Raw genomic sequence first — 20161 nt, 5'->3', positions numbered from 1 at the left:
TTTCAAAAGGATCCAAACATGAACCAAAGCTCTACAACACAAGAATTTCGTACTGAAACAGACAGTATGGGCGAAGTCAAAGTCCCAAATAATGCCCTTTATCAAGCCCAAACCCAACGGGCCGTAGACAATTTCAAATTCAGTCGACACACAATGCCTTCAGGCTTTATTCAAGCGCTGGCCTACATTAAACAAACCGCTGCAATCACCAACGCTCAGCTAGGCCTGCTTGAGGGGGATATTGCACAAGCCATTAGCGATGCGGCTCAGACGATTGTTGATGGTGAGCACCTAGAACAGTTCCCTGTCGACGTGTTCCAAACAGGCTCGGGTACCAGTTCTAATATGAATGCGAACGAGGTCATTGCGACACTCGCCTCAGCACTATTGGGCGGAGATGTTAACCCGAATGATCACGTCAATATGGGACAAAGCAGCAATGATGTAGTCCCTACCGCAATTCAAGTTAGCTCTGCCATCGCACTTGAGTCACAGCTTATCCCTGCGTTAAACCATCTAGCCGCGGCACTTGAGAGTAAGCGAGACGAAATTGGGCAGTGCGTAAAAACAGGGCGTACCCACCTCATGGACGCCATGCCGATCACCTTTGATCAAGAGTTAAGTGGATGGCAATACCAGATTGAGCAAGCCAAACTGGCGATAACAAATGCTCTTCCTGCACTTAAGGCTCTGGCGCAAGGGGGAACGGCTGTCGGTACAGGCATCAATGCCGATCCAAAGTTTGCAGCTCGTTTTGCTGACAATTTAAGCCAGGAAACAAAGGTTCAGTTCACTGCAAGTGAGAACTTCTTTTACAACCTGAGCAGTCAAGATGCAGTCGTGGCGCTATCTGGGCAACTAAAAACAGCCGCCGTTGCGATAATGAAAATTGCCAATGATTTACGCTGGATGAATTCAGGACCACTCGCGGGGTTGGGAGAGATTGAACTTCAAGGCTTGCAACCAGGCTCTTCAATCATGCCAGGTAAAGTAAACCCGGTAATCCCTGAAGCGGCAGCAATGGCGTCAGCACAGGTGATCGGAAACGACACTACCATTACTATTGCAGGCCAATCAGGTAACTTCCAGCTTAATGTCATGCTTCCGGTTATTGCTCATAATATATTAGAGAGCATCGAACTGCTGACCAATAGCGCTATTTCCCTTGCCAATCAAGCGATCGCTACCTTTAAAGTCCGTGAAGATAATTTAGAAGTCGCGCTTGCCAAAAACCCGATACTGGTGACGGCGCTTAACCCGGTTATTGGCTACCTTAAAGCTGCGCAAATAGCAAAAGCCGCCTATCAAGAAGGGGCTGCGATTATTGATGTCGCCGAGCGAGAAACCGATTTAGATAGAGAGACGCTTGAACGCTTATTGGATCCAACCAAATTGACCCAAGGTGGTCTTGCAGAGTAAGTGATTGAATCTGAACAGATAGCACACATCCTTGTGCTGTGTGCTCTGGATTAAATCCAAACCAGAGACAGTAGCAAGAATGGCAGAGCAATTGCTGATGCCATTTTTGCTAGCGCTAGTGTCTCACGCAACATCACTTCACGCTTTGGTGAAATAGTTGCAGTCGAGAACGGCGCAGCAGCTTGAACACTGTTCATAAAGCCTCAAAAGATCCGAGGAAAATAAAGAGCGGCAATTCTAACGATGCGGTTATCACATCGCAATCTCTTCTTTCACCTAAAGCGCTTTCACTAATACCCGACCGTGGTCACCACCATTTTGTGATCCGATCCATTTGGGCTAGAGAGACTTCTGCGTTCACATATACGCCGACCACTGGTTGATGATTTAAGCCATAAGTGGTCAATCGCGATCATTGAAAAATCGGGGGTTGGAAAGGCCTCAGCCCAATTGGGCCAACTAGACACAGGCACAGTTTGGTAAGTAGGGAAAATATCACTAAATCTTAGGCTAACAGATGAAAGGTTAAAGTCCCCGACCACCATAATTTCATCACTAGGGTACAACTCATTTATTGATTCAATCGTTCTGATTAAGGCGTTACGACGATACCAAAGTGGCTTGTCTCTTGGGGAAGGTGGGTGCGCTGCGACTAGCGTCATTGCAACCTGTCTGTCTGGATACCAAGTGCCGCGAATGATTGCTTGCTCATCTGGCGTCATATAGACAGACATATGCTTTAATGCGCCTTTACTCAAAATCATTTGGCTGGATGGATAACCAACGCCTTCTTGCCCACCGTATATGTATGGGTAGATATCACTCAAGGATTGGAGTTTATCACCCACTTCAGGGGCAACTTCTTGTAAAACCACCAAATCGCTTTGCTGCTTGATTAAGTAGTTAACAAACGCATTAACGTCCTTATTGCCGTAATAAAGATTAAACTGTGTGACTGTAATAGGCGTCACACAGCGTGTGCTTACTACGTGGTGAGACTGCGGTGCCAATAGCCAAAAAACGCCTGACAAAAGAAAGCAAACACACCCCGCCCCCCACTGTTTTCCGAGCAAAAGCGTGCTACCAAGCAACCAATAGGTAATCAAGAATATCGCCGGATAAGCGACAATGTTTTCAACCCACCACGTCGATTCATAAAAAGACAGACCAACCCAAACTAATGTGGGGCTAAAAACAAATAGCCATGCGACTGCTCTTTTCAAAGACATCTCCTTATTTTTGACGTCTCTGATAAGTATGGGCGATTAACCTTATATGTACCGACTAATTATCTTCTCTAGCATGCCGCTTTCCTCCATCTCGGCGAGACGAAGGTTGATGAATTCTTGTAGCTTTGGATCCAGATCTCTAGAAAAAGCTAAGTGGATGGGATAAGCAGCAATCACATTATCGAAGTTATCAATTCGGAAGTCTTGCTCGTTCAACTCAAGTCGATTCAGATGGTATTTCACTCGAGATTCCATCTCTACAAAGGCCGTATGCCCTGGCAATCTTTGAACGATGCTGAACGCCGCTTGATAGTCTTTTACACGGATCTCTTCTAACTCACCACTTTCAATTCGCGGAGTCAGTTCGGCGTAATCGAAACCAAGTAATAACACCACTCCCTTATCTTTAAGCGAATCAACATTCTGATAGTCAAATGGCGCTTTGGTACTGGTCACTAGAGTATGTTTCACATGGTAGATTGGCTTTTCAGACAGGTTTTCGGATTGCGCCTTACCCCAATTAGGGCTTCCATAGGTAATCCAGTTGCTCTCTTCCCCTGACTCTAGTATCGAGATCATTCGATTAAATGGATAGGTATGGTAGGCCAAATCGTAATCACTCTCGGAGAATATTTCGGCCACAATATCTGACACAATGCCTGTGTGCTGTTCCCCTTTTTGCTCAATTTGAAAAGGTTGCGCTTGATTGGCAATCACGTAGTAATTGATTGTCTGATTTGCTGAAGCCGAAGATAGACCTAGCAATAGTAACGCTGCCCCCAATACTGTCCCTGTATATTTCACCTTACCCTCCCATATTTTATAAAATAAAGTGCATATATAACACCTTAGTACTAGAATTATTTTAAGCAATAGACTGCATAGGAAATGTCAATTTTGAACGCTAAAGCAAACATTGGAATCGCGAAGCAGCTTGTCATCGCTACGGTGTTAGTTAGCTTTGCCCTTGCCCTAATTATGGCTGGGGTAAACTTTTACTATGGTTATAAGACCGAGTTGAGCGCGTTGGAACAAAAGTTTGCACAGTTAGAAGAGAGTTACCTCGCGAGTATCAGTTCGAGTTTATGGGTTGTCGATGAAGTTCAACTCAACACCCAACTGCAAGGAATTTATCAACTGCCTTATGTTGATGCGGTAGAGCTGACTGATGATGCTAGCGTTAATATCACCTTGGGTAGCGTCACTGGCGATCAGATTATCTCCCACCAATGGCCTTTAACCTCTGCGATTGGCTCAAAGAAATTTACCATTGGCTCTTTAGTCGTAACGACCGATCTAGCACCGCTTCACGCCCGACTTTGGCAAGACTTTCTATTTTTACTTGGCATGACCTTAATACAAACCAGCGTTATCGTCGCAAGTCTGCTTTACATTGTTCTGAAACTCATCGTGCGACCAATCACCGAAGTATCGAAAGCGATGTCCGATTTTAGTGGTGGGCATACTCCTCACAAAATTACGCCAGAGAGACGAGTCTTTAATGATGAAATTACCCAGCTAACGAATAAATATAACGCCTGTATTGAAGAGTTAGATATCCACTATAACCAGCTCGTGGCTTCGAAAGAGAAGGCAGAGATTGCGAACGTGAAGAAAAGTGAGTTCCTTGCCAACATGAGCCATGAAATACGGACTCCAATGAACGGGATTGTAGGGGTCGCCACTCTATTGCAAGAGACTCAGCCTAGCGAGGTTCAGAAAAACTACATCGATATTTTGCTCTCATCATCAAAAACGCTGCTCGACATCATCAATGAGATACTCGATTTTTCCAAAATAGAAGCCGGTCATTTTGAACTCGAAAGTGAGCCCTTCTCCCTAAAAGAATTACTTAATGAACAAGCCAACGAATACAACCTAAGAGCGCATCAAAAAGAACTCATGTTTCAATGCAACATTGCTTCTGACATACCGCTGTGTATCGAAGGGGATTCCACTCGCTTCAAACAGGTCCTCAATAACCTTATCGGCAATGCACTCAAGTTCACTCACACTGGATATATCGAACTTAAAGTGATTAATCAGCTTGTTGACGATAGACCTCACCTCTACGTTGAGATTAAAGACACGGGTATTGGTATCGATAAAAGCCACCTTGAGACTATCTTTGAAAAGTTCCAACAAGCCGATGGCAGCACAACAAGAAAGTTTGGAGGTACAGGCTTAGGCTTAGCGATCAGTAAAGAGATTGTCACCATGATGGGGGGAGAGTTGAAAGTCATCAGTGAACTCGGACTTGGGAGTAGCTTTTACTTCTCTATTCCGTTGATCATCCTTGAAAATGGCACAAACGACAAAAGAGCTGAAAGCCCTCAGCAGAACCTAGTGAGTTTCCCTGCAAGCCAAGATTACAAAGATGCCGAATTGCTGCATGCAGAAAACCCTAATGGCGTGTCAATTCTGGTTGTTGAAGACACCCGTGTGAATCAGCAAATTATCAAAGTCATGCTCAATATGCTCGGTGCTAACACCACCATCGTTAATCATGGCCAAGAGGCTCTCGACATCTGTGACGCCCAACAGTTTGACGCAATTCTCATGGATTGCCACATGCCAGTGATGGATGGTTATGAAGCCACAAAAGCACTTCGCCAACATTCAGATTGGCGTAAGGACGTTCCGATTATTGCGGTTACGGCTAATGTGATGAAAGAGCACAAACAGGAGTGCTACCAAGCAGGCATGAATGACTTTCTAACCAAACCCGTTCAACCAAAACTTATCCGCGAAGCGTTGGAGAAACATGTCCCTTGGATGAAGCAAATGCAACAAAAATCCCAAGAGGCAACAGGTGTATCGAAAAAATAGGCGAACTTACCGCATTTTAATCAGTAACTTATACTTGGATCCCACTTTTTAAATTCAAAACCTATCAATAAGTCTTTGGGGTTTTGTGATCAGTATTTGTCGCTATACTTAGTTGACTGATATTGCTGAATTTGGGGCTATATGGCTAAGCTGACCGACAAAAAACTGCTTAATCTCATCACTTATGCTCCAGCTTCTATTGTGGCGGTTTTTACTCTTTTTTGGGTCGTTCTCACCGCCAGAGATTTGATACTAAGTTCCGAAAAGGAGCTCTCTTCACTACGCAATGAATACGAACAACGCCAACTTGTCGATTTAACAAGTCGCGTCGAATACGTTCAACAACAAATCGAATTCGCCCGAGCTCAAACTGAGCAGAGGTTAGAAAGCACCATCAAAGAACATATCTACGAAGCGCATGCAATCGCCTCTCGCCTCTATGAAAGCAATAAACACCTACCAGAAGCGCAAGTGACCAAACTCATTACGGATGCATTAAGAGATATTCGTTTTAACCAAGGCCGTGGATACTTTTTTATCTATAAAACGGAAGGAACGAACATCATGCACCCTCTTCTGCCCCGCGTAGAAGGCACGTCTTTGTGGGATTTTAAAGATGTGCGGGGCAGTTATATCGTCCGCGAGATGGGCGAACAAGTCAAAGAGCAAGGAGAAGCATTTTATCGCTGGTGGTTCGTCAAACCTGACAACAAAAATAAAGAATTTGAGAAAATCGGTTTCGGTAAATACTTCGAGCCTTATGACTGGTTTATTGGTACAGGTGATTACGTCGTCGATGTCGAGAATGATATCAAAACTACGGTTCTTAAATGGTTAATCAATCTTAGATTTGGCGATTATGGTTACATTTTTGTCCTAGATGATGACGGCACCATCCTCTCGCACATTAACCCATCTTTTATCGGACAGAGCTCATATACCTCAGGTGGTATTGAGAACCAAGAGGGAGCAAAAAAGATCATGCTCGCCGACAATGAGTTTGTCCATTATGTCGCTAGAACGGGCCCTGAAGGTATCACCGACCTATCTAAAACCAGTTACGTAGTCAAAGACAAAACTTGGGGGTGGAGAATTGGTGCTGGCGTCTATGACGAAGTCAGTAATCGCTACTTGGGAGAACGGGAAGTTCAAGTTCAGTTAGAACAAGATACCGCGCTCCAGCAAATGTGGATCATTGGGCTTATAACCACACTTGTGGTTGCACTGTTGTCATTCGCGCTAAGCCGTTTAATAGCCAATCGATTCAAACGTTTTGAAAGCCGAATCAACAATGATTTTGACCACCTTCAAAGCACCAAAGATCAACTTGAATATATGGCAAGCCACGATGAACTGACTGGGTTACCAAATCGCTCCATGCTTCATCATCACATTGGTGAAGGCATCGCCAAATCAGCAGAGCAATGCTGTCAACTGGCGGTGATGTTTGTCGATTTGGATGACTTTAAAAAGGTGAATGACCTCTATGGCCACTCCGCTGGGGATCGTTTACTCAATGAGATTGGTAAGAAATTTGAAGCTTTTTTAGGGCCAAACGACTATGTTGCACGTTTCGGTGGTGACGAGTTTATCTTCTGTTTCTCGAACTTAAAGAACCTTGTAGAAACCGAGTCCAAAGTCGAACAGATTAAGGGGATCTTTAAGCAGCAATTCGTGATTGATGGAAAAGTATTATTCGCTAGCTGCTCGATTGGTGTCTCTATGTACCCATCCGACGGCGACCAACCTGAAGAGTTAATCTCAAAAGCGGATATTGTTCTCTACAAATCGAAAGCTCGTCAGAAAGGCGATGTACTGTTCTTTGATAGCTCAATTAACCAGCAAGTTCAGTATGACTTCATGTTAGAACGTGAACTGAGAGAAGCGATAAACCGCAATGAACTGTCGGTCTGTTATCAACCGCAAGTGGAGGCTAAAACAGGCAAACTACACGGCGTTGAGAGCTTGCTGCGTTGGCATAACCCTCAACTTGGGCATGTCTCTCCGCTTGAGTTCATTTCTCTCGCAGAAGAGATTGGATTGATCGGCGATCTGGGTGAATTTGTCCTCAACAAAGCGTGTGAAGAGTTTAGCCAACACTTCCCCTCTCCCGACTACGACTTAACACTCTCCATTAATATTTCACCAATGCAATTAATGGAAGCTCGCTTTATTCCTCAGCTGCAAAGCGCACTACAAAAACACGATTTACCTAGCCATCGCGTCACCTTGGAAATCACCGAAAACGTACTCATTAGTGACCTACCAAAAGTAGAACCTATTATTAGCCAAGTAAAAGAGCTTGGGTTTACGGTTTCCTTGGATGATTTTGGAACGGGTTACTCTTCGCTGAGCTATCTCAGCAACCTACCTCTCGATGAGCTCAAGATTGACCGAGTGTTTGTCGATAAGATGCTAAGTTCTGAGCAGAGTGACTCGTTGGTTAAAGCTATCCTTGCTATTGCTCGTTCTGCCGACATGCAGGTGGTCGCAGAAGGAGTCGAAACAGAAGCTCAGAAAGCGGTATTGATCGAATATGGCTGTGATATTTTGCAGGGCTATCTGATTGAACGCCCTATCTCGATTGAGCTCCTTGCTGAAAAGTATGCCTCAGACTCACAAGAGAAGCTTGCCTAGTTCGCCGTCAAATTCGATACAATGAAAGCCCTGCGCTTTTAGTGATAAGTGTGTTATTATCGCCCGCTTTTTGACGAACCTCACAATTCAAATGAAATGGAGTGGGGGAAATACATTAGCCAGTTAACTGAATTGGCTACAAAATAGCGAACGTTTTAATGTCTAATTTGACACAGTCTATCGATAGTTCAACACAACAAAGTTCTATCTATGCTGGAAACACATCTCAAGATCCACTCGCACACCGTTTGACTCAATACCAATTAAATAACCCCGTCTTTTGGATTAGTGGCAGCTTCCTGATCGCCTTCGTGATTTTTGCCCTAACCGATACCTCCCTGCTCTCTGACTGGGTTAACACTGGCTTCGCTTTTTCAACTCAAGCTTTTGGCGCATTCTGGCAAGTCCTTCTACTGCTTAACTTTCTTATTGGTTTATTCCTAGCATTTGGCCGCACAGGCTACGTTCGCTTAGGAAACCTGAACATGCCAGAGATCGACACATTCAAGTGGCTATCTATCATTCTGTGTACGTTACTCGCTGGTGGCGGTGTCTTCTGGGCAGCAGCAGAACCTATTGCGCATTTTGTCTCTGCGCCTCCACTGTATGGTGAAACAAGCCGACAATCCGCTGCGATTAACGCTCTCTCACAATCCTTTATGCACTGGGGCTTTCTGGCTTGGGCTATATTAGGCTGCCTTTCTTCTGTGGTTTTAATGCACCTTCACTACGATAAGGGACTACCACTTAAGCCTAGAACTCTGCTCTACCCTATCTTCGGTCAAAAAGCGATAGATGGGTGGATTGGACACATCGCTGACGCTTGTAGTGTCATTGCAGTTGCAGCAGGTACTATTGGTCCAATTGGCTTTTTAGGTCTGCAGATTAGCTACGCATTGAATGAACTATTCAACATTCCAGATACGTTCGTGACACAATGCGCGGTGATTCTGTTTGCGATCGCTACCTATACACTTTCTGCATTAAGTGGCGTAGGCCGCGGTATTCAAATCATTAGCCGTTACAACATTCTGCTCTCTGTCGCGCTTATTGGTTACGTACTGGTGTTCGGCCCAACGAACTTCATTATCGATGGCTATGTTCAGGGCGTCGGTCGAATGATCGATAACTTCTTTCCTATGGCTCTATATCGTGGCGATACAGGTTGGCTGAGCTGGTGGACTGTCTTCTTCTGGGGCTGGTTCTTAGGTTACGGTCCGATGATGGCAATCTTTATTGCACGTATCTCTCGTGGGCGTACCATTCGACAACTGATTTTATCAATCAGTATCGCCGCTCCGCTTATCACCTGCTTCTGGTTCAGTATTGTTGGCGGCAGTGGCCTGGCGTTCGAGCTAGAAAACCCAGGTTTAATCTCAAGCGCTTTCGAAGGCTTCAATCTGCCTGCAGTGTTGCTCGCCATTACCTCTGAGTTGCCATTCCCTATCGTTATCTCTTTGCTGTTCTTGGTATTGACGACAACGTTTATTGTCACAACGGGTGACTCAATGACTTACACCATTAGCGTCGTGATCACAGGCTCTACAGAGCCACCAGCAGCAATGCGCGCTTTCTGGGGTATCATGATGGGTGTGGTTGCCATTGCTCTGATTTCAATGGGTTCTGGTGGCATCTCAGCCCTACAATCCTTCATCGTTATCACAGCGGTACCTGTATCCTTTATATTGCTGCCTGCATTGTGGAAAGCGCCTAAAATTGCCAATCAGATGGCACGTGAACAAGGCCTAATCTAAGTGTAATCGGGATACCAGAACATCAAAAGTGGAATGTATTTTTCCACTTTTGATGGTTTAAAATCCATTAACAAAAATGTTAATTTATCTCTCATTGGTTACACGGTGATAATAAGCTTCCAATAAAGTCATACACCTTGTAACAGTCAGAATACGGATGTTAGACCAACAATCTCCAAATACTTTGCCCGTTTAGGTGACTACTAAACGGGCTTTTTCTTGTCTGTTTTAATGCCCCTTCTCACCCTCTACTTCCCATCCTATGTCGCTTCTTCTTATTACCAATTCGGATAAATAGGAAACGAGATATGTATTCTGGCTGGCATAATTAATCAATTGATTAAATATCGATTAATTATTGTCATATCGAAGTTTTTTCGACCACACTATAATTAATCAATTGTTTAATAATGCAGAGTGCTCGCGCTATGAGTCACGTGAGAAAAGCAGGACGCCCCAATCAGGACATTGATGCTCGGCAGCAGCTAATACAAGCCGCCCGAGATCTTTTTACTGTTATGGCGTATGACAAAGTTTCTACCCGTTTAGTTGCTAATAAGGCAGGGGTTAACGTTGCCATGATCCGTTATTACTTCGGTAATAAAGAAGGGTTGTTCGAGACCATGTTGCGTGAAACCATCGAACCACTCAAAAAGCAGATGAAACGCCTTGCTGATGAGAGTTCTCAAAAAAACTTTCTTGATATCATGCGCACCTATTATCAAGAGATGATCAAAGTCCCTCAGTTCCCTAGATTGATCGCTCAGGTCATGCACATGGACAGTGGCGAGACACAAAGAAAATTGCTTGAAAAGGTCATCATGGATGTCAACCAACCCATGCAGCTCGTCATGTTCGACAAGCTTGTTGAAAGTGGCATTCTTCGCCCTGACGCTGATCCTCGTTTATGTAAAGTCTCTTACATCAGTCTTATGGTGTTCCCTTTTATTGCGCCACCTTCACTGCTTGCCGTTCATGGTATTGAGCTCAATGAAGCATTCTTAAATCAACTGTTCGAACATAATATTAAACTCATGACTCACGGATTCCTTCAACCAACAGAGGCTCAGGGACAATAATGAAAATCAATAAAAAGCTACTTTTCTTCCCAGCGCTTGCCGTTGGCGTGTTAACCCTTGTCTTTGCCGTTAAGATGAAACCCGACTTACCCGTCAAACCTGCTGGCGATCGTGCCCGTCTTGTAGAAACCACCCCGCTAGAGCTGCGAGCAATGGCTCCGTTGGCCATCGGTTTTGGTAAAGTAGCGCCTAAGATAGAGTGGAAAGCGATAGCTGAAGTCACAGGCAAAGTGGTTTACCGCCACCCTCAACTCGAAAAAGGCCAAGTGCTCCAAGCTGGAACCGAAGTGCTGCGAATTGACCCTCTCGATTACGAATTAAAACTGGTTCAAGCTCAAGCTGATCTCAAGTCTGCTCAAACCTCTCTTGCTAAGCTAAACCAAGAAGAAGATAACCTTCAACAGACATTAAAAATCGAAAAGAACCGTCTTGTGATCTCTGAAAAAGAGTTGGACCGTAAGCAAAACCTGCGTAAAAAAGGGTTAAACTCTCAATCTGATGTTGATCAACAAGAACAAACAACCCTGTCCCAACGCAAGCTTGTTCTCGACATTGAAAACCAAATTGGCTTGATGCCAGATGAACAACGTGTGGCCGAAGCCTTAGTGAAAGTCAATGCGTCGAAAGTCGACGAAGCTCAGCGCTCACTCGATAAAACCATCATCACACTCCCTTATGATCTGCGTATTTCAGATGTAGAGATAGAGCAAAACCAAGTTGTGAATCTTCAGCAAACCATGGTGACAGCTCATGGTATGGCGGTAATGGAGGTTGAAGCTCAACTCTCTATTCACGATATGCAGACCCTTGCCTCTAGCTTAGGCGAGTTTCAACGCGATGAATCGGGGATCCCTCAACCTAACACTGCCCAGATCGAAGCTAGCATAGAGCTAAGCAGCGGCAATTTAAAAGCAAGTTGGCCTGCTAAGCTCAGCCGTATTAGTGAAACCGTTGATCCAAACCAAGCGACCGCAGGGGTGATTTTGGAAATTCAGCAAGACTACCGCAACCTGAATCCAACTTCCGCTCCGCCTCTTGTCAATGGCATGTTTGTCCGTGCCACTATTGAAGGCCAAGCCAACCCAAGCTGGGTGATTCCAGAGCGTGCTCTTCACGGCGATAAAATCTATCTGATGGATACTGACAATAAACTCGCGATCAAGACCGTTTCAGTTCGCTACCGCCGTGATAATCAAGTGGTCATCGATGGTGACCTAAACCAAGGCGATAAGCTGATTTTGAATGATCTATTGCCAGCCATTAATGGCATGTTACTAAAAGAAGCCGCTAGTGAAGAGGAGCCTCAGCAATGATTCGATTCTTCGCAAAGCACCCTACTGCTGCCAACTTGCTGATGCTCGGCCTGTTGGTGCTAGGGCTTAGCTCGCTTTCGACGATTAAGCGAGAAACCTTTCCAGAATTTGATCCACCCTACATCATGGCAGGTGTGGTTTATCCTGGCGCTTCCCCTCAAGAAGTTGAAGAGAGCATCTGTGTTCGTATGGAAGATGCCGTCGATGGGCTCGCCAATATTGAAGAGACACAGTGTGAGGCGATTGAAGGCTCGGCGCGTTTGATTCTCAAGTTGAATGAACAAGCTGACATTGGCCGCATGCTTGTTGACGTTCAAACGCAAATCAACTCAATTAACGACTTTCCTCAAGAGATTGAATCGCCAATTGTTCAAGAACTCGACTGGAATGAACCGGTTGTTGACGTGGCCATTACCGCCGATACCACATGGCCTGAGTTGAAAGCTTACGCAGAACAGCTTAAACGAACGTTAAAACTCGACTATGACGTTTCTCTGGTCAATATTGCAGGCTTTTCCGACCACCAATTGCGCGTTGAGCTCGACTCACAGGCTATGCGCCAGCTAGGTCTAAGCGTGGGTGATATTGCCGATCAAATCGGCCGTCAAAACATCAAGCTACCCAGCGGTAATGTAGAAACGCCCGATAAGAATTTTCTGATTCGTTTTGATGAGCGACGCACAACTCCAGAAGAGCTTGAAAGCATTGTTGTTGGTTCAGGACCAAATGGCTCACTCATTCGCCTGAGAGATATCGCGACCATTACTGACCGCTTTGAACTTGATGAAGAGAAGGTGCTTTTCGATGGCCACCCCTCCGCCCTGCTTAAAGTCAGTAAAAACAAAGAAGATGACGCACTAAGAATCAAAGAGCGCGTGGCTCAGTTTGTTGAAGAGCAGCAAGCCATTGCACCTGATGGTGTGAAGCTCCAACTCACGAATGATATTTCATCGGTACTTTGGGATCGTTTAACCATGATGGTGAGTAACGGCTGGCAAGGTATTGTGCTCGTATTCGCTACCATGTGGCTATTCTTTAGCTTGCGCTACTCTTTCTGGGTGGCTGCAGGGCTTCCCGTTGCGTTCCTTGGTGGTCTATTTTTAATGGCTCAGCTTGGGCTCTCGATTAACATCATGTCTCTGGTTGGGCTACTGATGGCGATTGGTATCATGATGGATGATGCCATTGTGATTGCTGAATCCATTGCCGCGCATCTAGACAGAGGCGAAGAGGTCGATGACGCTGTCGTAAAAGGTGTGAAAAAGGTTCTGCCTGGTGTGATTTCATCTTTCTTAACGACTGTGTGTATCTTTGGCAGCCTGCTATTTTTGCAAGGTGAAATGGGGGCGGTTCTGAAAGCTGTGCCGCAAGTCCTGATTCTGGTACTGACCCTGAGCTTGGTAGAGGCATTTTTGATCCTGCCAAATCACCTATCCCATTCGCTGCATAAAGAGAAAAAAGAAAAGCCACCGGCTAAATTTAAACAGAAGATTCTTGAGAGCTTTGAGAATTTCCGCAACACCACTTTGGTTAATGCGGTAGAAAAAGTCGTTGAATATCGTTATGCCTTCTTAGGCGGGGTTGGCGCATTGCTACTTATCTCCGTTGCCACTTTGGCTGGCGGCCTACTTAAGTTCCAACCCTTCCCTGAACTTGATGGTGACATCGCCGAAGCGCGTATTATTTTGCCTCCGGGCTCATCACTGTCTCAAACAGAAGCGGTAGTCGACAGAATCGTCTTGTCAGCACGAAAACTTGATCGAGAGTGGAGCGACAAGTACGAAAATGGCGCGCCGTTAGTTGAGCACATTACAAGCCAATTCAATGCAAACCAAGACGCCAATGAATCTGGGCCACACATTGCAACGGTTAGGCTCGATCTATTAGGCGCAGAAACGCGAAATACATTGATTGATGAATTTATCGCCGCGTGGCGTGAGGACGTTGGTGAACTTGCAGACCCGATATCTCTTGTGTTTAAACAACCGACAATGGGGCCAGGGGGTCGAGCGATTGAGATTCGAGCGAAACATGATGATCTCGACGCTCTCAAATCGGCTTCAATCGACATTCAGCAATACTTAAATGAATTCGATGGTGTACATGGTGTGCTAGATGACATGCGCATGGGTAAGGAAGAAGTGCTAGTGAAGCTTCGTCCGGGTGCGGAAACCTATGGCATCAATGGTCAGCTTATCGCCAATCAGCTTCGTGCCGCCTTTTTTGGTCAAACCGCCGACGAAATCCAAGTAGGCGTTGAGAACATCTCCATTGAAGTGCGTCTAGATAAGGTTCAAGCGGGTGATCTGCAACAGTTAGCCAACTTCCCGATTATTCTATCGGATGGCAGCCAGATACCCCTTGCGACCCTAGCAACGCTTGATTTCCAACGTAACTATGTGCGCATCCAACGTATCGATGGCCTAAGAACCATTAGCGTGTTTGGTGATACTGACAACACGAAAGCGAACTCGACTGCAATCATCAATCAGTTCCAAAAAGAAGAAGCGCCTAAACTGATGGCGAAATACCCTGGCCTACGTTTCGACTTCGAAGGTGAAGCGAAAGACACCGCCGAAACAGGGGCTTCAATGGGTAAAGGGTTTCTACTTGGACTATTTGGCGTGTTTGCCATTCTCAGCTACCAGTTCAGAAGCTACTTAGAACCTTTCGTGGTTATGCTTGCGATTCCACTGGCGTTCGTTGGCGTCGTGTGGGGTCACATACTGCTGGGGCATTCGCTCAGCATGCCTAGTATGATGGGTTTTGTCTCGCTTGCAGGGATTGTGGTCAACGATTCGATTTTGCTTGTGCAGTATATCCGCCATCATGTTGATGAAGGTGACACGGTTCATGACTCTGTGGTTAAAGCGAGCCGAGAGCGATTCAGAGCTGTATTTTTAACCTCAATGACAACCGCTGCAGGTTTGTTACCTTTGCTGACAGAAACAAGCCTACAAGCGCAAGTTATTCAGCCTCTGGTGATCTCAATTGTATTTGGCATTTTCGCATCGACACTCTTGGTGTTGTTTATGATCCCTGCCGCCTACGCCGTCCTTGCAGACTTTGGTTTAGTCCATAAACACGAAGAGCTGTAATTCACCCACAGCAAGCTAGAAAGTTCTAGCTTGCTGTTTTTCATAAATTAACTCTTTACCTCAACTTAAGTTGAGGTTTTATAGTCTTTTCATCCCAGCAAATCAGATGAAAAGGTTAACAAATGAAAACACTGATTCTTTTTTCTAGCGCCAATAAGGAAGGCAACACCGCCAAAGCCGTTGCAGATGTAGCTGACAATCAAGACGTTGAAATCGTCGACATCGACACACTGAACATCACCGCTTACAACTACCAAAATAACTACCCAAGCGACGACTTCTACCCTTTAGTCGAAAAGATGCTCAAGGCAGACAGCTTGCTCTTTGCTTCCCCTGTCTATTGGCATTCAGTAACTGCGCCCATGAAATCTTTAGTCGATAGAATGACAGAGCTGTTGGACGTTGCAGAGCTCAAACCGAAAGCTCGCGCTTTAGAAGCCAAAAAGGGATTTGTCGTTGCAAGTTCAGCTAGTCCTGAACTAAGCCCTCATTTTAAAGGCTTTTTTGACGGTCTCTTTTCCTACTTCAACATTGAGCTCGCAGACATGTTGCACGCACCTTGTCGCGATGGCTACTTTGTCGACCCTAATCAGCTTGCTGAATTTCGAGCGAAACTCAGTCAATAGAAAGGGAAAAGGCTTAGCACTCACGCTAAGCCTTTCGTTGGAATCAGTTAGATTAGTACTTTGCTTTAAGCCGTCGTCGCTTGAGGTTGATAACGCCCCGGTTTGTGGTTCATCGCCAAAATTAAGTTCGTCGCCACAGCGCCCAGCACTGAAAGTAAGATCAATGACACATCAACAATAAACAGTGACATGACCACAATCGTACAGTCTAGAGCCATCTGCACTTTGCCTGCGCGAATTCCGTAGCGCTCCTGAAGAAACAGCGCAAGAATATTAAAACCACCCAAACTCATCTTATGACGGAAGATCACCAACATACCCATACCGATCATCCCACCACCGAGCAGCGCTGCGTAGAAAGCGTCAATGCGCGCAATCTCGATCACATGGTGTAGGTGGTCCACCGCAAACGATACGATTGAAACAGCAATAAACGTATTGATGGTAAAACGCCATCCCATACGGGCTACTGACAAGATGTAGAATGGTAAGTTAAGCGCAAAGAAGATCTGGCCGAAGCTAAAGCTGCTTACCTTCGTTAGAAAAATGGCCAATCCTGCGGTACCGCCAGTCAAAAGACCGACTTTGTTGAAAAAGATAACACCCAGTGACACCAAGGCACTACCTAACAGAAGCGCGAGCATGTTCTCTCGCAAGCTATGTTCTTTATCCATTTTAAGGCTTCCTATCCCATACGATTCACAAAAAGGTGAATCAAACTGGGATAAGATGCCGATAATTGATAAAAATGTCGAAAATTGCTCTACATTTTCAAGCTATGAATGTGTTTATTGAAATTTACACCCAGCGGTAATCAAGGCAATAAAGCACAACTATTTGTTACGGCAAATCAAGTTAACCACGTTATCATCACCATCCGCTTCATTCTCTGCCGACTCGTTTTGACCAGCTAAACTTTGCTCGCAATTCGATGGCTTTGAACGCTTAGACAAATACATGGCTTCATCCGCCAGACAGATCAAGGCTTCTTTGTTTTTGGTATGATCAGGGAACTGACTTACCCCCACACTTGCGCCAACTTTTAAGCTTCGTTCATCAAAGACAATTGGCTCATTTATGGCTGACTTAATCTGCTCAACTTTCGCCGGTACAATGTCGAAATCATTGAGAAGATCGAGACATACAACAAACTCATCACCACCTAGTCGGCCAACAAAATCAGACTCTCGCACACACTCGACCAATCGCTCAGCGACTTTGATCAAAACGAAGTCTCCAGCATCATGACCATAGGTATCATTGATCTCTTTAAAGTCGTCCAAATCAATAAATAACAAGGCCAATTTACAGCCCGTCCGGTTGGCTTTGACAATCGCACTCTCTAGCTGTTTATCAAACGCACGTCGATTCACCAAATTCGTTAATGGGTCGTGCTCACTGAGAAACAGCAGCTGCTCTTGTTTGTGCTTTAACTGTTGTGTTTGACGTAGCACCTCTTCTTCGAGCTCTTTCTTTGTCACCGTTGAATGACATAGCGAAACCGTCATTTGATTGAAGAAACTCGCAATAACGCGAAACTCACTGTCCATTTTTACCGCTTCAACTTTAGTGTCGAGCTGCCCTTTTGCCAGATCCAAAATGGCCGCTTTCATCGCCTCTGCCCCTGATTTAAAGCGAAATAAGATCAGCCAAGCCGTCATACTCACTAAGATGGAACAGATGATTAGCCAAGCTGCTGCGGTCGACATAACATCACGTAAGCCTTGCGTATTTCGGTTAAGAACTCTTTGATGCACACGCGCTAACTCTTCCGTCATGTTCTGTACAATCATGTTGTAGCGCGAGTGGAGAAACCCTCGAGCACTTATCTCGGCTGAACGTTGATTCGTTGCCGACGGTTGTGCATCAAAATAGAGATTTTTCTCTTGGATGATCAAAGTTTGAAGACTTCGGTTCATTCTCTGAATGTTGTCTAACTGAATATTGTCGCTTCGGTATGCCGTGAGTTTTGTATCCAGTTCGGCTTGTGCAACTTCAACTTGTTCAAGGCTTGCATCGTCACCAAATTGCTTAAATGCCCACAATTGGCTACGCAGTAAGTCAACGCAAAGTTGCAGATCAATGATTTGGTCCAGCTCTATTTTTGTTACCTCTTGCTGCCGATTGATCTTTGAAAACGAGATAACAATAAACAACGTCAACATCATGGTAATCGTTGAAAGCACGAACATTTTTTTAAATAGTGAATCCAACATGCCTCACTCTCTCAGCGCAACCACTTGCTGGTATGGGTATGAATAAAAGACTTCTCTAAAGTCCGGTGGGGAGTTCTCGACAAGCCCGCTATCAATCGCCCAGCGAGATTGCAGTTGAAGGTTTGAAAGCAAAGAGTTACCTAAAGAGAGCCGAAATAGGTAATCTTCCCATGACCACTCCACTTGATTGAGTGGGATGTCTAGCCGAGCCGCTATCATAGTCAGCGCTTGATTGGGGTTACTGTTTATCCAGTCTATGGCAACTTCCAGTGCTTGTAGTAAGCGAATTGGCTCATCGCCAACAAACTCCAAGTAAGGCGAACGAGACACAAGATTGAAGGAGAGTTGATAGATCCCTTTTGCACCTAAGTTCGTCACTTCAGCGACAGAGAGAAGATCAGCTTGAAAGCCCATTGGCTCCCATGCAGAAATGGCATCAACACGATAGGAAAGCAGCGCAGGCACCAACTCGTTGGGTTGCATGTAAATCTTCTGAATCGACCGTTTTTCCACGTTATTGCTAATCAACACGGAATCAAGGTAAAACTCACTCGCCGTTCCTTTAACGACCCCGACTTTTCGGCCGCCTAAATCACTCACTGTGTCGATTTTGAAAGGCAACAACGTCAAAAGTTTTAAATCGTTGTCCGACTCAACAAAACTGGCCAATAGAGAGAGGTCGTCTCGCTTGAAACTTTGAAACATGACCACGGACTCTGACGCTGTCGCATAGTCTACATTTCGTTCTATCATCAGCTCGGTGCAGGCTGCGCCACTTGAGCAAGGGAAAAGTGTGACATCGAGATTAAACTCTTCAAAAATGCCCAGTTGCTCCGCGATTAGAAATGGCGAAGAGAGAGGCGTCAGCGACACACCAATTTTTATTTGAGATGAGGGTTTCTGCGGCGTTTTCCCCACTCGATCAATCACACTCCAAGCCACCATGAACATCACAATCACAGATACAATGAGCGCCATCCTTTTTCTCGATATTTCTGGCATGCTCTATTTACCCAACCAATAAGAAACCCAGCACATATAAAACTAGACCATATTTCGAAATTATTGAATTAGTGCCGCATAAAGGTGCTAAACACGCGTATTTTCACAACATAAACGTGAACAAAATCACACGGAATGACGATTTAAGTTTGTTTTTTCTCATTCGTAATTCTAAGTAAATGACTTGGTTTGCTTTCTCTAACGTAGAAAAAACCAAATAAGTTCAAAAGGAGAGAGAAATGAATATATTAGTGCTAGGGGCAAGCGGTGGGATCGGTAAGGCTATTATCCATGAGTGCCAGTGTCGATACCCAACGGGTACGCTGCATGGTACTTATTTCAATAGCAAACCCTCATCAACAGACAACAACATTCTTTGGTATCGTGTGGACGTTTCAAATGAAGAACAGATCCAAACACTCGCAGAGAAAATTCAAACAGTAGACTGGATCATTAACTGCGTAGGCTTGCTTCATGACGATAGAAACGGACCAGAAAAGTCACTCAATAGCGTTGATAGCCATTTCTATCTTAAAAATATAACAACCAACAGCCTTCCTACCCTCTTAGTTGCCAAATATTTCAATCAGCACCTAAAAAAAAGCAACACACCAAAACTTGCCACTGTGTCTGCGCGAGTGGGAAGCATAGAAGATAACAAACTTGGCGGATGGTACAGCTATCGAGCATCCAAAGCGGCCCTCAACATGCTGCTCAAGACCATTTCGATAGAGTGGCAACGCACCTTACCTAAGGCGGTGGTTTTGTCGCTGCATCCCGGAACAACCGATACGCCACTCTCACTGCCCTTTCAAGCCAATGTCCCTCAAGGCAAGCTGTTCACTCCCAGCAGAGTCGCCAATGACCTCATCCAGATTATTGAAAACAGTACCCCAGAAGAGAGCGGATCTTTTTTCTCCTATTCGGGGAACGTTATCCCTTGGTAGAAGAGTTCCTTG

The 20161-nt window shown here is 45.1% G+C and carries 15 protein-coding genes; 9 read left to right on the top strand and 6 right to left on the bottom strand.

The genetic code is table 11. The features are described 5' to 3' along the window. Positions 1-18 precede the first annotated feature (18 nt). A complete protein-coding gene (locus tag F0231_RS11575) occupies positions 19-1419 on the top strand; it encodes a lyase family protein (protein WP_171759878.1) in 1401 nt (466 codons plus the stop codon). A 50-nt stretch (positions 1420-1469) separates the two neighbouring features. On the opposite strand, the gene F0231_RS11570 is transcribed toward F0231_RS11575, so the two are convergent. The 3 genes from F0231_RS11570 to F0231_RS11560 all read right to left on the bottom strand — a co-directional run bounded on the left by F0231_RS11570 (position 1470) and on the right by F0231_RS11560 (position 3431). After that, on the bottom strand, positions 1470-1616 hold the full coding sequence (locus tag F0231_RS11570; RefSeq protein ID WP_171759877.1) for a hypothetical protein: 147 nt from the start codon (positions 1614-1616) through the stop codon (positions 1470-1472). A gap of 93 nt (positions 1617-1709) precedes the next feature. Continuing rightward, a complete protein-coding gene (locus F0231_RS11565; protein WP_171759876.1) occupies positions 1710-2642 on the bottom strand; it encodes an endonuclease/exonuclease/phosphatase family protein in 933 nt (310 codons plus the stop codon). A gap of 48 nt (positions 2643-2690) precedes the next feature. Then, positions 2691-3431 carry an ABC transporter substrate-binding protein gene (locus F0231_RS11560; protein WP_253825785.1) on the bottom strand — a complete coding sequence of 247 codons (741 nt, stop codon included), beginning with the start codon at positions 3429-3431 and terminating at the stop codon, positions 2691-2693. Between the two features lie 114 nt (positions 3432-3545). On the opposite strand from F0231_RS11560, the gene F0231_RS11555 reads away from it, so the two are divergent. The 7 genes from F0231_RS11555 (at position 3546) to F0231_RS11525 (ending at position 15984) form a co-directional block, all read left to right on the top strand. Then, positions 3546-5477, top strand: a complete 1932-nt coding sequence (locus F0231_RS11555) for a response regulator (protein WP_253825780.1) — start codon at positions 3546-3548, stop codon at positions 5475-5477. A gap of 141 nt (positions 5478-5618) precedes the next feature. Further along, a complete protein-coding gene (locus F0231_RS11550) occupies positions 5619-8114 on the top strand; it encodes a cache domain-containing protein (RefSeq protein WP_171759875.1) in 2496 nt (831 codons plus the stop codon). A gap of 158 nt (positions 8115-8272) precedes the next feature. Further along, positions 8273-9868, top strand: coding sequence for a BCCT family transporter (locus F0231_RS11545; RefSeq protein ID WP_171759874.1), 1596 nt, complete (start codon positions 8273-8275; stop codon positions 9866-9868). Between the two features lie 428 nt (positions 9869-10296). Further along, positions 10297-10947, top strand: coding sequence for a TetR/AcrR family transcriptional regulator (locus tag F0231_RS11540; protein ID WP_171759873.1), 651 nt, complete (start codon positions 10297-10299; stop codon positions 10945-10947). After that, positions 10947-12260: an efflux RND transporter periplasmic adaptor subunit gene (locus F0231_RS11535; protein WP_171759872.1), complete on the top strand. Its 1314-nt coding sequence runs from the start codon at positions 10947-10949 to the stop codon at positions 12258-12260. Before F0231_RS11540 ends, F0231_RS11535 begins: the two co-directional genes overlap by 1 nt. Continuing rightward, positions 12257-15358, top strand: a complete 3102-nt coding sequence (locus F0231_RS11530; RefSeq protein WP_171759871.1) for an efflux RND transporter permease subunit — start codon at positions 12257-12259, stop codon at positions 15356-15358. Before F0231_RS11535 ends, F0231_RS11530 begins: the two co-directional genes overlap by 4 nt. A 122-nt stretch (positions 15359-15480) precedes the next feature. After that, complete coding sequence (locus tag F0231_RS11525; protein ID WP_171759870.1) at positions 15481-15984, top strand: flavodoxin family protein; 504 nt, start codon at positions 15481-15483, stop codon at positions 15982-15984. Positions 15985-16049: 65 nt separating this feature from the next. Here F0231_RS11525 and F0231_RS11520 read toward each other — a convergent pair whose 3' ends face one another. The 3 genes from F0231_RS11520 to F0231_RS11510 form a co-directional block, all read right to left on the bottom strand. Beyond that, complete coding sequence (locus F0231_RS11520) at positions 16050-16658, bottom strand: YitT family protein (RefSeq protein WP_171759869.1); 609 nt, start codon at positions 16656-16658, stop codon at positions 16050-16052. 159 nt (positions 16659-16817) lie between these two features. Continuing rightward, positions 16818-18200: a GGDEF domain-containing protein gene (locus F0231_RS11515; protein WP_171759868.1), complete on the bottom strand. Its 1383-nt coding sequence runs from the start codon at positions 18198-18200 to the stop codon at positions 16818-16820. Between the two features lie 3 nt (positions 18201-18203). Further along, entirely contained in the window at positions 18204-19145 is a 942-nt protein-coding gene (locus F0231_RS11510) for an ABC transporter substrate-binding protein (protein ID WP_253825784.1), read from the bottom strand. A gap of 296 nt (positions 19146-19441) precedes the next feature. Here F0231_RS11510 and F0231_RS11505 point away from each other — a divergent pair, with 296 nt between their 5' ends. Then, the gene (locus tag F0231_RS11505; protein WP_171759866.1) at positions 19442-20149 is read left to right on the top strand and encodes an SDR family oxidoreductase; all 708 of its coding nucleotides are present in this window, start codon (positions 19442-19444) and stop codon (positions 20147-20149) included. Positions 20150-20161: the final 12 nt, after the last annotated feature.

Source organism: Vibrio sp. RE86, from assembly GCF_013114545.1.
Lineage (GTDB): Bacteria > Pseudomonadota > Gammaproteobacteria > Enterobacterales > Vibrionaceae > Vibrio.
The sequence above is the reverse complement of the archived record's forward strand: the minus strand, read 5'-3'. Positions and strand labels throughout refer to the sequence as shown.